Origin of the sequence: Streptomyces sp. cf386 (genome assembly GCF_900103585.1) — a bacterium.
Classification (GTDB): domain Bacteria; phylum Actinomycetota; class Actinomycetes; order Streptomycetales; family Streptomycetaceae; genus Streptomyces.
On the sequence record NZ_FNHV01000007.1, the window covers coordinates 285,326 to 300,484 of the forward strand.

Annotated in this window: 13 protein-coding genes and 1 pseudogene; 12 read left to right on the forward strand and 2 right to left on the reverse strand. The window is 69.2% G+C overall.

All coding sequences use genetic code 11. From position 1 onward, the window contains the following. Window positions 1-115: 115 nt before the first annotated feature. Complete coding sequence (locus BLU79_RS19995; RefSeq protein WP_093907179.1) at window positions 116-1,072, reverse strand: hypothetical protein; 957 nt, start codon at window positions 1,070-1,072, stop codon at window positions 116-118. A gap of 222 nt (window positions 1,073-1,294) precedes the next feature. Then, on the reverse strand, window positions 1,295-1,453 hold the full coding sequence (locus BLU79_RS20000; RefSeq protein WP_256333388.1) for a hypothetical protein: 159 nt from the start codon (window positions 1,451-1,453) through the stop codon (window positions 1,295-1,297). On the opposite strand from BLU79_RS20000, the gene BLU79_RS49130 reads away from it, so the two are divergent. The 12 genes and pseudogenes from BLU79_RS49130 to BLU79_RS20060 all read left to right on the forward strand — a co-directional run bounded on the left by BLU79_RS49130 (window position 1,446) and on the right by BLU79_RS20060 (window position 15,073). After that, the gene (locus BLU79_RS49130; protein WP_256333389.1) at window positions 1,446-1,745 is read left to right on the forward strand and encodes a sensor histidine kinase; all 300 of its coding nucleotides are present in this window, start codon (window positions 1,446-1,448) and stop codon (window positions 1,743-1,745) included. The genes BLU79_RS20000 and BLU79_RS49130 overlap by 8 nt on opposite strands. 215 nt (window positions 1,746-1,960) lie before the next feature. Then, window positions 1,961-2,430 (forward strand): annotated as a pseudogene (locus tag BLU79_RS20010) (response regulator transcription factor); the annotation flags it as partial. A 63-nt stretch (window positions 2,431-2,493) separates the two neighbouring features. Beyond that, window positions 2,494-4,635: an excinuclease ABC subunit UvrC gene (uvrC, locus tag BLU79_RS20015; protein ID WP_093907180.1), complete on the forward strand. Its 2,142-nt coding sequence runs from the start codon at window positions 2,494-2,496 to the stop codon at window positions 4,633-4,635. Further along, entirely contained in the window at window positions 4,632-5,648 is a 1,017-nt protein-coding gene (gene rapZ, locus BLU79_RS20020) for an RNase adapter RapZ (protein ID WP_093907181.1), read from the forward strand. The genes uvrC and rapZ overlap by 4 nt, the downstream gene beginning before the upstream one ends. After that, window positions 5,645-6,712 (forward strand): gluconeogenesis factor YvcK family protein, encoded by a 1,068-nt coding sequence (yvcK, locus tag BLU79_RS20025; RefSeq protein ID WP_093907182.1) that lies wholly within the window; start codon window positions 5,645-5,647, stop codon window positions 6,710-6,712. The genes rapZ and yvcK overlap by 4 nt, the downstream gene beginning before the upstream one ends. After that, window positions 6,703-7,692 carry a DNA-binding protein WhiA gene (whiA, locus tag BLU79_RS20030; RefSeq protein ID WP_093907183.1) on the forward strand — a complete coding sequence of 330 codons (990 nt, stop codon included), beginning with the start codon at window positions 6,703-6,705 and terminating at the stop codon, window positions 7,690-7,692. Before yvcK ends, whiA begins: the two co-directional genes overlap by 10 nt. Before the next feature lie 151 nt (window positions 7,693-7,843). Next, a complete protein-coding gene (locus BLU79_RS20035; RefSeq protein WP_093907184.1) occupies window positions 7,844-10,798 on the forward strand; it encodes a M14 family metallopeptidase in 2,955 nt (984 codons plus the stop codon). 229 nt (window positions 10,799-11,027) lie between these two features. Further along, a complete protein-coding gene (gene gap / locus BLU79_RS20040; RefSeq protein WP_093907185.1) occupies window positions 11,028-12,038 on the forward strand; it encodes a type I glyceraldehyde-3-phosphate dehydrogenase in 1,011 nt (336 codons plus the stop codon). 144 nt (window positions 12,039-12,182) lie between these two features. After that, window positions 12,183-13,394: a phosphoglycerate kinase gene (gene pgk / locus BLU79_RS20045; protein ID WP_093907186.1), complete on the forward strand. Its 1,212-nt coding sequence runs from the start codon at window positions 12,183-12,185 to the stop codon at window positions 13,392-13,394. Window positions 13,395-13,400: 6 nt separating this feature from the next. Further along, window positions 13,401-14,177, forward strand: coding sequence for a triose-phosphate isomerase (gene tpiA / locus BLU79_RS20050; protein ID WP_093907187.1), 777 nt, complete (start codon window positions 13,401-13,403; stop codon window positions 14,175-14,177). Between the two features lie 128 nt (window positions 14,178-14,305). Then, on the forward strand, window positions 14,306-14,536 hold the full coding sequence (secG, locus tag BLU79_RS20055; RefSeq protein WP_016826779.1) for a preprotein translocase subunit SecG: 231 nt from the start codon (window positions 14,306-14,308) through the stop codon (window positions 14,534-14,536). A 201-nt stretch (window positions 14,537-14,737) separates the two neighbouring features. After that, the gene (locus tag BLU79_RS20060; RefSeq protein ID WP_003976875.1) at window positions 14,738-15,073 is read left to right on the forward strand and encodes an RNA polymerase-binding protein RbpA; all 336 of its coding nucleotides are present in this window, start codon (window positions 14,738-14,740) and stop codon (window positions 15,071-15,073) included. Window positions 15,074-15,159: the final 86 nt, after the last annotated feature.

A 15,159-nucleotide genomic window follows, 5' to 3' on the forward strand; every position in this document is an offset into this window, starting at 1 on the left:
GGAATCAGGCCGTACCGGCAGCAGACGGAACCGGAATCAGGCCGACCGAAATTCAGGCCGTACCGGAATCAGAAGATGGCGGCCGGCCGGGCCGACGGCAGCGGGGAGCGGCGCCTCACTCCCAGTCCCACCCGATGCCCACGATCCCCGTCCGCACCCGTGGCTCGACAAGGTGGACGGAACGGTGCAGGCCGCTGAGGGCCAGTCCTTGGCGGCCGCTGCGGGGCGCTGCAGCCGAGTGCTGGGCGAAGCGGTGGCAGCGGACGGGGAGGGCGTTCTCCGCGAACTGGACCTGTAGGGCGTACTGGCCGCCCGAGAGAGGGAAGCCGCGGGCGTACTCCCGGGACACATCGGCGGTGCTGTCCTCGACGCCGTAGCGGAAGAGGTAGGTGTCGCCGGCCCGTAGACGCGTCCCGAAGAGCAGCTCGGCCACGAGGATTCCCGTGTCGTGGTGCCAACGAACCCTTCCCGTGCGGCAGTTCTCCATGGCCTGCACCCTCATGTGCTCCGGCATGCACCCCGGGTCGCCGTGGTGGACGGCCACGAAGCGGTCCACCCCGTCCTTGTGGGCGCGCACGATGTGGTGCGACTCGCGGCCCGCCAGCTCACGGCGCGCCCCGATCCGTACCCGCTCGTGGTGCGCGAGGGTGTGCACGCCGCAGTCGACCGGACAGTCCAGCTCGGTCAGCAGCTGTTCCAGGACGCCCGAGGCCTCCACCAGGGAGCGGTAGGAGCGTGCCGCGGGGCGCTGGAGGGCGGAGTGGTCGTCGGCCTCGGCGAGCAGCCGGATCAGGGACTCCTCCGGCAGCTGGAGTATCTCCTCCAAGGCCCGCACCGCACGCAGTGACTCCGGGCGCTGGGGTCGGCGCGCGCCCTGCTGCCAGTAGCTCAGGCTGGTGACGCCGACCTTCACGCCACGACGGGAGAGATGGTGCTGCACGCGCTGCAGCGGCAGTCCCCGGGCGGCTATCGCGGCACGCAGGGCGACATGGAAGGGGCCGCCTCGCAGGGCCGTGTCCAGTTCCGCGGTGGCGACGGCAGGGATGTCCGCGTGCTGAGTGGCGTGCGGCATGCAGGGGCCTTTCTGTGGTTGTTCACAACGGTTGGTCGGACCGTTCGCGCGGCTCGTCGGGGCCACCCCGTCGGCACGGCAGGGGTCTTCACATCCGTACGCCGTCGTCCACGGCCCCGAGTTCCCCCGCATTGAAGCGTGTTGACCAAGTCCCGACAACACCTGATGCCCAACCGTGGCGCTGTCTGACCGAGTCGCGATGCCGCCCCGCACGGCACTGACTCAAGTCGACGTGTCCGTCCCGGTGGTGCCCCCGTCGCCCAGCACCTCCCGGATGGCTCGTGCCGAGAGAGCCGATTTGTGCAGGAAACCGTGGGCCGGACTGATGGCGACGAGTTCCTCGAAGTCCTCCAGGGAATGCGTGGAGATCAGGATGATCACGCAGGAGACCCTGCGGGCCAGCTCCACCACCAGGTCGAAACCGCTCTCGCCGTCGAGATCGACGTCCGCGCACGTGGTGCACCTAGAGGCCGTGATTCACGGCGAGTGCCTGGAGCTGGTGGTCCGCGACGACGGCACCGGCGGCGCCGAGCCGGGCCGCGGGTCCGGGCTGATCGGCCTCGTCGACCGGATCGAGGCGATCGGGGGCAAGCTGGATATCACCAGCCGTCCGGGTGAGGGCACGACGATGGACGTTCGGCTGCCGCTCAGCGGGCCCACGGCGGAGGGATGACGACCGGGGGAGTCCACGGCCACGAACGCGGTGCCTGCCGCCGACCGGGCAGGCCGGCGAACGACCGCCCGAGGCGTACGCCGGGGAGTTGTCCAGGTAGGGCAGACCTGGACGCGGTGACGTTGCGTACGCTCCGGGCGGTCCTGCCGGACGGAGAGGCAACCGTCGGGTTCCAGAGGCGGTGGACTCCGCCGTACCGTGCCGTCTTCTGCGCCGTGGTGGGACAGGCGGGTGACGCCGCCGGGCTGCTGGAACTGGTCGCGGGCGAGCGCCCCGACCTCGCGATCGTCGACATCAGGATGCCGCCCGACCACTCCGTCGAAGGCATCGAGGCGGCCCGCACGATCCGTGAGCGCCATCCCTCCGTCGGCATCCTCGTCCTGTCGGCGTTCGTCGAGGTCGAGGACGCCCTGGAGCTGCTGGCGGGCGGCCGCAAGGTCGGCCATCTGCTCAAGAGCCGGGTCACCGTCGTGGACGAGTTCATCGAGGCGCTGGACCGGATCCTCAGGGGCGGCTCGGTCGTGGACCCCTCGCTGGTGCAGGAGCTGTTCTCCGCCCAGCGCAGCGACGATCCGCTCGCCCACCTGAACGCCCGCGAGCGCGAGGTGGCAAACTCCGCCTCCCGGAGGACAGCGACGATCACTGCCGTGTCCTGGCCGTTCTGACGTTCCTGGAGTCCCGCTGACCGCGGCAGGGGGTTGTCCACAGCCTCACCGGACTGTCACCGCTCGCCAGTAGGGTGTGAGACATGGCCGATCCCTCCAGCTACCGCCCCAAGCCGGGACAGATCCCGGACTCTCCCGGGGTGTACAGGTTCCGTGACGAGCACCGCCGGGTGATCTACGTCGGAAAGGCGAAAAGCCTGCGCCAGCGCCTGGCGAACTACTTCCAGGACCTGGCGGGCCTGCACCCGCGCACCCGCACGATGGTCACCACGGCCGCGTCCGTGGAGTGGACCGTGGTGTCCACGGAGGTCGAGGCCCTGCAGCTGGAGTACTCCTGGATCAAGGAGTACGACCCCCGCTTCAACGTCAAGTACCGCGACGACAAGAGCTACCCGTATCTCGCGGTGACGATGAACGAGGAGTTCCCGCGCGTGCAGGTGATGCGCGGTCACAAGAAGAAGAGCGTCAGGTATTTCGGGCCGTACGCGCACGCGTGGGCGATCCGCGACACCGTGGACCTCCTCCTGCGCGTCTTCCCCGTGCGGACCTGCTCGGCCGGCGTCTTCAAGAACGCCCACCGCACCGGCCGCCCCTGTCTGCTCGGCTACATCGGCAAGTGCTCCGCCCCCTGCGTGGATCGTGTCTCCGCCGAGGAGCACCGTGAACTGGCCGAGGAGTTCTGCGACTTCATGACCGGCCGCACGGCCACCTATCTGCGCCGCCTGGAGAAGCAGATGATGGAGGCGGCCGAGGAGATGGAGTACGAGCGGGCCGCCCGCCTGCGCGACGACATCGAGGCTCTGAAGAAGGCCATGGAGAAGAACGCGGTCGTGCTCGCCGACGCGACCGACGCCGACCTCATCGCGGTCGCCGAGGACGAGCTCGAGGCGGCCGTGCAGATCTTCCATGTGCGCGGCGGCCGGGTGCGAGGCCAGCGCGGCTGGGTCACCGACAAGGTCGAGGAGATCACCACCGGCGCCCTCGTCGAGCACGCCCTCCAGCAGCTCTACGGCGAGGAGACCGGGGACGCCGTCCCCAAGGAGGTCCTCGTCCCCGCCCTGCCCGACCCGGTGGAGCCGGTGCAGGAGTGGCTGACCGGGCGGCGCGGCTTGAACGTCTCGTTGCGCATCCCCCAGCGTGGCGACAAGCGTGCCCTCATGGAGACCGTCGAGCGCAACGCGCAGCAGGCGCTCGTCCTGCACAAGACCAAGCGCGCCTCCGACCTGACCACGCGCTCGCGCGCCCTGGAGGAGATCGCCGACGCCCTTGACCTGGACAGCGCCCCGCTCCGGATCGAGTGCTACGACATCTCGCACCTCCAGGGCGACGACGTCGTGGCGTCCATGGTCGTCTTCGAGGACGGGCTGCAGCGCAAGAGCGAGTACCGCCGCTTCCAGATCAAGGGCTTCGAGGGCCAGGACGACGTCCGCTCCATGCACGAGGTGATCACCCGCCGCTTCAGGCGCTACCTCGCCGAGAAGGAGAAGACGGGCGAGTGGGCCGACGGCGAGAACACCCTCGCCTCCTCCGCCGACGACAGCTTCCCGACCTCCTCCGACTCCCTGACGGGCGCCGCCTCGGACCCCCTCGTCGACACCACCTCCGCCCCCCTCGCCAACGGCCTCAAGGACGACGACGGCCGTCCCAAGCGCTTCGCCTACCCTCCGCAGCTCGTCGTCGTCGACGGCGGCCAGCCGCAGGTCGCGGCCGCCCAGCGGGCCCTGGACGAGCTGGGCATCGACGACATCGCCGTCTGCGGCCTCGCCAAGCGCCTGGAGGAGGTCTGGCTGCCCGGCGACGACGACCCGGTCGTCCTGCCCCGCACCAGCGAGGGCCTCTATCTGCTCCAGCGCGTCCGGGACGAGGCCCACCGCTTCGCGATCACCTACCAGCGCACCAAGCGCGCCAAGCGTTTCCGGTCGAGCCCGCTGGACGACGTCCCCGGCCTCGGCGAAACCCGCAAGCAGGCGCTGATCAAGCACTTCGGTTCGGTGAAGAAGCTACGATCCGCGACAATTGATCAGATCTGCGAGGTTCCGGGCATAGGTCGCAAAACGGCCGAGACGATCGCCGCGGCCCTAGCCCAGGCGGCCCCGGCCGCACCCGCCGTGAACACGGCGACTGGAGAGATCATGGAAGACGAGGAATCCGAAACGACGGCGGAGACCTCGGGGGAGCCCGTGTCCGCGGGCGCCCCGGACGAACGACGGGGGCAGGAGAGATGAGCGAGCACCACACACAGCCCACGGGCGAGCGAGATCAGCAAGCCCAGGAAACACACAAGAAAACCGGCGAGGATCTCACCCAGCAGGACGCACTCCAGAAAGACGGAGCACAGGTGAGCACAGGTAACGACTCAGCCGGGGTCCCCGAGGCGGCCATCCCCGAGCTGGTGATCATCTCCGGTATGTCCGGGGCGGGCCGCTCGACGGCCGCCAAGTGTCTGGAGGACCTCGGCTGGTTCGTCGTCGACAACCTGCCGCCCGCGCTGATCCCCACCATGGTGGAGCTCGGTGCCCGGTCCCAGGGCAACGTGGCGCGGATCGCGGTGGTCGTCGACGTCCGCGGCCGGCGATTCTTCGACAACCTCCGCGAGTCCCTCTCCGACCTCGACACCCGAGGCGTGACGCGCAGAGTCGTCTTCCTGGAGTCCTCCGACGACGCCCTGGTGCGCCGCTTCGAGTCGGTGCGCCGCCCGCATCCCCTCCAGGGCGACGGCCGTATCGTCGACGGCATCGCCGCCGAGCGCCAGCTGCTGCGCGAGCTGCGCGGTGACGCCGACCTGGTGATCGACACCTCCAGCCTGAACGTGCACGAGCTGCGGGCCAAGATGGACGCCCAGTTCGCCGGCGAGGAGGAGCCCGAGCTGCGGGCCACCGTCATGTCCTTCGGCTTCAAGTACGGCCTTCCGGTCGATGCCGACCTGGTCGTGGACATGCGCTTCCTGCCCAACCCGCACTGGGTCCCGGAGCTGCGCCCCTTCACCGGCCTGAACGAGGAGGTCTCGGCGTATGTCTTCAACCAGCCCGGCGCGAAGGAGTTCATCGACCGCTACTCCGAGCTGCTGCAGCTGATCGCGGCCGGTTACCGTCGTGAGGGCAAGCGGTACGTGACGATCGCGGTCGGCTGCACCGGTGGCAAGCACCGCTCGGTCGCCACGTCCGAGAAGCTCGCGGCACGCCTTGCCTCCCAGGGCGTGGAGACGGTGGTCGTACACCGGGACATGGGACGGGAATGACGGGACGTACACCGCGGCTGAGCAGGCTGCGTCGCGCGGTGCCAGAGTCGCGCGCCGGGCGGCCCGTCGAGGCCCGCGGCGCCAAGCCGCGCCGCCGGGGCACCCAGCCCAAGGTCGTCGCTCTCGGCGGCGGCATGGGCCTGTCCGCCTCGCTCGCCGCACTGCGCCGGATCACCGGCGACCTCACCGCCGTGGTCACGGTGGCCGACGACGGCGGCTCCAGCGGGCGCCTGCGCGACGAGCTGGGTGTGCTGCCGCCCGGTGACCTGCGCAAGGCGCTGGCTGCGCTGTGCGGCGACGACGACTGGGGTCAGACCTGGGCCCGCGTCATCCAGCACCGCTTCCACTCCAAGGGCGACCTGCACGACCACGCGGTCGGCAACCTGCTGATCGTCGCCCTGTGGGAGCAGCTCGGCGACCACGTCCAGGCGCTCGACCTGGTCGGCAAGCTGCTCGGCGCGCACGGGCGGGTGCTGCCCATGTCCGCCGTACCGCTGGAGCTGCAGGCCCTGGTCAAGGGACACGACCCGGACCGGCCGGAGGACGTCGACACCGTCCGAGGCCAGGCCAACGTGGCCCTCACCCCGGGCGAAGTGCAGTCGGTGCACGTCGTGCCGCACGACCCGCCCGCCGTCCCGGAGGCCGTCGCCGCCGTTCGGGACGCGGACTGGGTGGTGCTCGGCCCGGGCTCCTGGTTCTCCTCGGTCATCCCGCACCTGCTCGTGCCCGAGCTCCTGGACGCCCTCACCGAGACGAAGGCGCGCCGGGTACTCTCGCTGAACCTCGCGCCGCAGCCCGGAGAAACCGAGGGCTTCTCCCCGCAGCGTCATTTGGAGGTTTTGGGACGACACGCCCCTAAACTCGCCCTGGACGTGGTGTTGGCCGACGAGGCCGCCGTGCCCGACCGCGATGTGCTCACCGAGGCCGCCAAGCGGCTCGGTGCCGCGGTCGAGCTGGCCCCGGTGGCCTGGACGGACGGGACGCCCCGGCACGACCCGGAGCTCCTCGCCGCCGCGTACGACCGTATTTTTCGGATGCATGGAAGGATCGGCCCATGGCGATGACGGCAGCGGTGAAGGATGAGATCTCCCGGCTCCCCGTCACCCGGACCTGCTGCAGGAAGGCGGAGGTCTCCGCCATTCTGCGGTTCGCCGGCGGCCTCCACCTGGTGAGCGGGCGCATTGTGATCGAGGCGGAGCTGGACACCGCGATGGCGGCGCGCCGGCTCAAGCGGGACATTCTGGAGATCTTCGGCCACAGCTCCGAACTGATCGTGATGGCGCCGGGCGGGCTGCGCCGCGGTTCGCGCTACGTCGTGCGGGTGGTCGCGGGCGGTGACCAGCTGGCCCGCCAGACCGGCCTCGTCGACGGGCGGGGCCGTCCGATCCGCGGTCTGCCCCCGCAGGTGGTCTCCGGGGCCACCTGCGACGCCGAGGCCGCCTGGCGCGGTGCCTTCCTGGCGCACGGCTCGCTCACCGAGCCCGGCCGCTCGTCCTCCCTGGAGGTAACCTGCCCGGGCCCCGAGGCCGCGCTCGCCCTGGTCGGCGCCGCCCGTCGGCTGTCGATCGCCGCCAAGGCGCGCGAGGTGCGCGGCGTGGACCGCGTGGTCGTCCGGGACGGCGACGCGATCGGTGCCCTGCTGACCCGGCTCGGAGCCCATGAGTCCGTGCTCGCCTGGGAAGAGCGCCGGATGCGCCGCGAGGTCCGCGCCACCGCGAACCGGCTCGCCAACTTCGACGACGCCAACCTCCGCCGTTCCGCGCGTGCGGCCGTCGCCGCCGGGGCGAGAGTCCAGCGTGCCCTGGAGATCCTCGCCGAGGAGGTCCCCGAGCACCTCGCTGCCGCCGGGCGCCTGCGCATGGAGCACAAGCAGGCCTCCCTGGAGGAGTTGGGCGCGCTCGCCGACCCGCCGCTGACGAAGGACGCCGTGGCCGGCCGTATCCGCCGTCTGCTGGCCATGGCCGACAAGCGGGCCCAGGACCTCGGTATCCCGGGCACGGAGGCCAACCTCTCCGAGGAACTGGCGGACAACCTCGCGGGTTGACCTGAAAGATCGTCAACATGCCGGTGCCGACGTTCACTTGGGACGTCGGCACCGGTATTTGTCTGTCTTTGCGGCACTCTTGACTGGACCGTGAAATGGCATGAGCCTGGCAGCCATTCGTCACTGTGGCGAAAGACTGCTAGGGGGGTTCATGAGACCCAGAGCGAGATCGATCCTCGCTGCCGGTGCGCTCCTGATAGGCGGAGCGAGCATCGCACCCATCGCCCAGGCACAACCGGGAAGTTCGCCGGAAACCGACCCGAACGAAGTCAAGGTCTTCCGCGCCGAGGTCACCAAGAAGCAGGTACCCCTGCTGCTGGCGGCCGGTCAGGACGGCCACGAACTCAGTGAGCAGGCGCCCGCGAAGGGCACGGCCACGGTCGAGGTCTACCTCACCGACGACCAGGCCAAGAAGCTTCAGAAGCAGGGCGTCGAACTCACCGAGCACGAGCTCTCGGCCAAGGCCGAGGCCCGTACGGAGAAGGCCGCGGAGGGCGTGTACCGCCCGTACAGCGGGAGTGGGGGGCTCAAGGAGGAGATCGTCCGGACCGGGCAGGAGAACCCCGGCCTCACCAAGGTCGTCTCCATCGGCAAGACGATCAACGGCCAGGACATCCTGGCGCTCAAGCTCACCAAGAACGCCAAGAAGACGAAGGACGGGGCCAAGCCCTCCACCCTCTACGTCTCCAACCAGCACGCGCGTGAGTGGATCACGCCGGAGATGACCCGGCGGCTGATGCACTACTACCTGGACAACTACAAGACGGACCGGCGGGTCAAGAAGATCGTCGACTCGACCGAGCTGTGGTTCGTCCTCTCGGCCAACCCCGACGGCTACGACTACACGTTCCAGGACACCAGCACCCGCCTGTGGCGCAAGAACCTGCGGGACATCAACGGCGACGGTGCCATCAGCACCGGCGACGGCGTCGACCTCAACCGCAACTTCACCTACAAGTGGGGCTACGACGACGAGGGTTCGTCCCCCAACCCCACCAGCGAGACCTACCGCGGCGCGTCCCCGGCCTCCGAGCCCGAGACCAAGGCGCTGGACGCCTTCGAGCGCCGTATCGGCTTCGACTACGGCATCAACTACCACTCCGCCGCCGAACTCATCCTCTACGGCGTCGGCTGGCAGGTGGCCACGAACACTCCGGACGACGTCCTCTACAAGGCCCTCGCCGGCACGCCGGACAATCCCGCGATCCCCGGCTACCACCCGCAGGTCTCCTCGGAGCTGTACACCACCAACGGTGAGGCGGACGGCCACGCGTCGAACGTCAACGGCATAGCGATGTTCACGCCCGAGATGTCGACCTGCCAGACCGCGTCGAACATCGACCCGAACGACCAGTGGAACGCGGCCGACTGCCAGTCGGGCTTCAACTTCCCGGACGACGAGAAGCTGATCCAGCAGGAGTTCGCCAAGAACGTCCCGTTCGCGCTCTCCGTCGCCGAGTCCGCCGCCAAGCCCGACCAGCCGAAGTCCTCGGTCGGCCTGAGCGCCGCCGACTTCACCCCGGCGCCCTTCACCACGTCGTACTCGCGCGGCGCGGACCAGGAGGTCTCGGCCGTCGCACGGAAGTCCGTGCGCGACAAGGAGCTCAAGTACCGCGTCAACGGCGGCCGTACGGAGGACATGGCGCTCAAGGCCTGGAAGGGCGGCGAGACATACGGCGGTGAGGACAACCTCCACTTCGACGAGTACCGCGCCAAGGTCGCCGACGGCGATCCGGGCGACAAGGTCGAGGTGTGGTTCACCGGCGAGACGAGGAGCGGAAAGAAGGTCTCCAGCGAGCACTTCACGTACACCGTGGCCGAGCGGCCGCGCGCGGACGTCCTCGTGGTCGCCGAGGAAGGCGCCACCGCCACGCACGCGCAGAAGTACGTCGACGCGCTCAAGGCCAACGGCCGCAAGGCGATCGTCTGGGACGTCGCCACGCAGGGAGCGCCCGACGCGCTCGGCGTGCTGGGCCACTTCGACACCGTCGTCCACTACACCGGCGCGAAGGTCCCGGGCAACGCCACCCAACTCCAGTTGCGCGCCTACCTCAACGAGGGCGGCAAGCTGATGGAGGCGGGCGAGGAGGCCGGCGGCAACGTCGACCTCGGCGGCGGCACCCTCTCCAACGACTTCAGCCAGTACTACCTGGGCGCCTACACCCGTACGTCGACCCCCGGGGCCACCGGATTCACCGGCTCCGGCAGCCTCGACGGCTTCACCGGAGCGCTCGGCGAGGCCACCGGCAACCCGCTCGACAAGGCCGGGACCTACAGCGTCACGTCGGACGAGCTGGCCGCAGACAAGTACCCGCAGTTCGCCAGTGCGGGCGCGGGCCAGTTCGCCGGGACCGTCAACCCGTACGGGCCGTACGCGGGTTCCTACATGGCGGCCGCCGTGCACACCGACGACGCCTACAAGCGGCTGACCAGGACCGTCGATCTCTCGGGAGTGAGCGCGGCGGACAAGCCGACGCTGCGCACCCAACTGCTGTGGGACGTCGAGCCCGGCTACGACAACGTCCTCATCGAGGCCCACACCACGGGTGCCGACGACTGGACGACGCTCCCCGAGGCGGGCGGCGCCACCAGCGCCACCGTGCCTGCGGACTGCGAGGCGGGGTTCTACGTGGGTGAGCACCCCTGGCTGGCCCACTACCTCACCGTGGCCGCCGGCGGCTGCACCGCCACCGGCAGCAGCGGTGCGTGGAACGCCCTCACCGGCGCCTCCGACGGCTGGCAGCAGGTTGCCTTCGACCTGAGCGCATACGCCGGCAAGTCGGTCGAGGTCTCGATCAGTTATGTCAGCGACCCGGCCTTCGCCGGTCGCGGTGTGCTCGCCGACGAGACCTCGCTCGTCGTCGGAGGTACGGCGACCGAGACCGAGGGCTTCGAGACGTCGCTCGGCGCCTGGAGCGTGACCGGACCGCCCGCGGGCAGCCCGGCCGTGCTCAAGGACTGGGCGCGCACCGGAGCGCTGTTCCAGACCTATGGAGCGGTCACCACGGACGACACCGTGCTCCTGGGCTTCGGCCTGGAACACGTCACCGCGGCGGCCGACCGTAAGGCGCTCATCGGAAAGGCCCTCGCCTCACTTGATCAGTGACACGCCGAGGTCAACAGTGCACGACGCGCCGTGACCAAAACGAGTGATCCAGGCTTCAAAGCAGGGCGGTCCGTACCCCTACTGGCGGGTACGGGCCGCCGTGCCGTGTATGGGACATCTGGATGTCACCACGGCGGCTTCAGAGAGGTAGGGTCGTAGGCGGTCGGGGACATCCCAAATAGAGCTCGCCGGCACCGCATGGCCGGCGTACCAACGAGGAGATCGGTTCGTGACGATCCGCGTAGGCATCAACGGCTTCGGTCGTATCGGTCGCAACTACTTCCGCGCGCTGCTGGAGCAGGGCGCTGACATCGAGATCGTGGCTGTCAACGACCTGGGTGACACCGCGACCACGGCTCACCTGCTGAAGTACGACACCATCCTCGGCCGCCTCAAGGCCGAGGTGTCGCACACCGCCGACACGATCACCGTCGACGGGCACACCATCAAAGTCCTGTCCGAGCGCAACCCCGCCGACATCCCGTGGGGCGAGCTGGGCGTCGACATCGTCATCGAGTCGACGGGCATCTTCACGAAGAAGGCCGACGCCGCGAAGCACCTCGCCGGCGGCGCCAAGAAGGTCCTCATCTCGGCTCCGGCCAAGGACGAGGACATCACCATCGTGATGGGCGTCAACCAGGACAAGTACGACCCGGCGAACCACCACGTCATCTCCAACGCCTCCTGCACCACCAACTGTGTGGCGCCGATGGCCAAGGTCCTCGACGAGAACTTCGGCATCGTCAAGGGTCTGATGACGACGGTCCACGCGTACACCAACGACCAGCGCATCCTGGACTTCCCGCACTCGGACCTGCGTCGCGCCCGCGCCGCCGCCGAGAACATCATCCCGACCACGACCGGCGCCGCCAAGGCCACCGCCCTGGTCCTCCCGCAGCTCAAGGGCAAGCTGGACGGCATCGCCATGCGCGTCCCGGTCCCGACCGGTTCGGCCACCGACCTGGTCGTCACGCTGCAGCGCGAGGTCACCAAGGACGAGGTCAACGCCGCGTTCAAGAAGGCCTCCGAGGACGGCGACCTGGCGGGCTACCTGGCCTACACCGAGGACGCGATCGTCTCCTCGGACATCGTCAGCGACCCGGCCTCCTGCACCTTCGACTCCTCCCTGACCATGGTCCAGGAGGGCAACTCGGTGAAGATCCTCGGCTGGTACGACAACGAGTGGGGCTACTCCAACCGCCTCGTCGACCTCACGGTCTTCGTCGGCAACCAGCTCTGATATCCAGAGCAGGCACCTTGATGTGAGTGCAGGGCTCGGGCGGCGCAGGGACGCGTCGCCCGAGCCCTGACTCACGTGCAGATCAGACCTGTTGGATCACGAGCGTTTCCGAGCGATCACGAGCCCTTCTCAGGAGTCCCCTTCATGAAGACGATCGACGAACTTCTCTCCGAAGGCGTCGCCGGCAAGCGGGTCTTCGTCCGCGCCGACCTGAACGTGCCGCTGGACGGCACCACCATCACCGACGACGGCCGTATCCGCGCCGTGCTGCCCACCGTCAAGGCGCTGGCCGAGGCGGGCGCGCGCGTCGTCGTCGCCTCGCACCTGGGCCGCCCCAAGGGCGCTCCGGACCCGGTGTTCTCCCTCGCGCCCGCCGCCGCGCGCCTGGGTGAACTCCTCGGCGCCGATGTCGCGTTCGCGACCGACACGGTCGGCGAGTCCGCCACGTCCACGGTCGCGGGCCTCTCCGACGGCCAGGTCGCGGTGGTCGAGAACCTGCGCTTCAACGCCGGTGAGACGAGCAAGGACGACGCCGAGCGCGGCGCCTTCGCCGACCGGCTCGCCGCCCTCGTCGATGTCTACGTCGGTGACGGCTTCGGCGCGGTGCACCGCAAGCACGCCTCGGTGTACGACCTCCCGGCGCGCCTGCCGCACTACGCCGGTCACCTCATCGCCAACGAGGTCGGCGTCCTGAAGAAGCTCACCGAGGACGTGAAGCGGCCGTACGTGGTCGCGCTCGGTGGCGCCAAGGTCTCCGACAAGCTCGCCGTGATCGACCAGCTGCTCGGCAAGGCCGACCGCCTCCTCATCGGCGGCGGCATGGCGTACACCTTCCTCAAGGCCAAGGGCCACGAGGTCGGCATCTCCCTCCTCCAGGAGGACCAGATCCCGGCCGTGCAGGAGTACATCGAGCGCGCGGAGAAGACCGGCGTCGAGCTCGTCCTGCCGGTCGACGTCCTGGTCTCCACCGAGTTCCCGGACCTGAAGACCAAGGCCCCGGCCAACCCCACGACCGTCGCCGCGGACGCCATCCCGGCCGACCAGGAGGGCCTGGACATCGGTCCGGAGACCCGCAAGCTGTACGCCTCGAAGCTCGCCGACGCCGGCACCGTCTTCTGGAACGGCCCCATGGGCGTCTTCGAGCACCCCGACTACGCCGAGGGCACCAAGGCGGTCGCCCAGGCCCTCATCGAATCCCCGGGCTTCACCGTGGTCGGCGGCGGCGACTCCGCCGCGGCCGTCCGCACCCTGGGCTTCGACGAGACTGCATTCGGCCACATCTCGACCGGTGGCGGCGCCTCCCTCGAATACCTCGAGGGCAAGACGCTCCCCGGCCTCGCCGCACTGGAGGACTGACTCTTTATGAGCACGCGCACGCCGCTGATGGCGGGCAACTGGAAGATGAACCTCAACCACCTCGAGGCCATCGCCCACGTCCAGAAGCTCGCCTTCGCCCTGGCCGACAAGGACTACGAGGCCGTCGAGGTCGCCGTCCTGCCGCCCTTCACCGACCTGCGCTCCGTGCAGACCCTGGTCGACGGCGACAAGCTGAAGATCAAGTACGGCGCCCAGGACATCTCGGCACAGGACTCCGGCGCCTACACCGGCGAGATCTCCGGCCCGATGCTGGCCAAGCTGAAGTGCACGTACGTGGCGATCGGCCACTCCGAGCGCCGCCAGTACCACGCCGAGACCGACGAGATCGTCAACGCCAAGGTCAAGGCCGCCTACAAGCACGGCCTCACCCCGATCCTGTGCGTCGGTGAGGAGCTGGAGGTCCGCGAGGCGGGCAACCACGTCTCCCACACCCTCGCCCAGGTCGAGGGCGGTCTGAAGGACCTCTCGGCGGAGCAGGCCGAGACCATCGTCGTCGCCTACGAGCCCGTCTGGGCCATCGGCACCGGCAAGGTCTGCGGCGCCGAGGACGCCCAGGAGGTCTGCGCCGCCATCCGCGGCAAGATCGCCGAGCTGTACTCGCAGGACCTGGCCGACAAGGTCCGCATCCAGTACGGCGGCTCCGTGAAGTCCGGCAATGTCGCCGAGATCATGGCGCAGGCCGACATCGACGGCGCCCTGGTCGGGGGCGCGTCCCTGGACGCCGACGAGTTCGTCAAGATCGTGCGGTTCCGCGACCAGTGAGTATGCGGTAACGGCGATTCGTCGTACCCTTGCGGGGGTCGGGGCTTGGAATGTGAGCATGAGGCTCACAGAATGAGCTTCGACCCCCGTCGTTATCCGAATCCGAGGAAGTTGGTCCAGCCGTGGTTCTGGGGTTCTCCATCGCCCTGATCGTCTTCAGCCTGCTGCTGATGCTGCTGGTGCTGATGCACAAGGGGAAGGGCGGCGGTCTCTCCGACATGTTCGGTGGCGGCATGCAGTCGTCCGTCGGCGGCTCCTCGGTCGCCGAGCGCAACCTCGACCGGATCACCGTGGTGGTCGGTCTGCTCTGGTTCGCGTGCATTGTCGTGCTCGGCATCATGATGAAGGTCAACAACTGACCGGCACGCACAATCCGCACGTATGGCCCCATGTTCGGTACGCGCAGCTGAGCGCGGCCTATCATGGGGCTTGCGTCTTGGTGTAGGGGCTATGTAACTCCAATCACTGGACGCGCGTTGGGCCTTACGTAGACTGAGGCGCTCGCAGCGAAGCGAAACGCCGACTCGCTTTGCGGCACCATCACGCAGGGAGTTACGACCGTGGCAAGTGGCAACGCGATCCGAGGAAGCCGGGTCGGGGCGGGGCCGATGGGCGAGGCCGAGCGGGGCGAGTCCGCGCCCCGGCTGCGCATCTCCTTCTGGTGCTCCAACGGGCATGAGACCCAGCCCAGCTTCGCCAGCGACGCGCAGGTCCCCGAAACCTGGGACTGCCCGCGCTGCGGCTTTCCCGCCGGGCAGGACCGGGACAACCCGCCGGACCCGCCGCGCACCGAGCCCTACAAGACGCATCTGGCGTATGTACGGGAACGGCGCAGCGACGCCGACGGCGAGGCGATCCTCGCCGAGGCACTCGCCAAACTGCGGGGCGAGATCTAGGAATTGAGGACCGGCCGGGTGCCTGCGGGCACCTGGCCGGACCTGTTTGACGCACCGGCGCCGAGCCGCTCGCGGACCGATTGTCA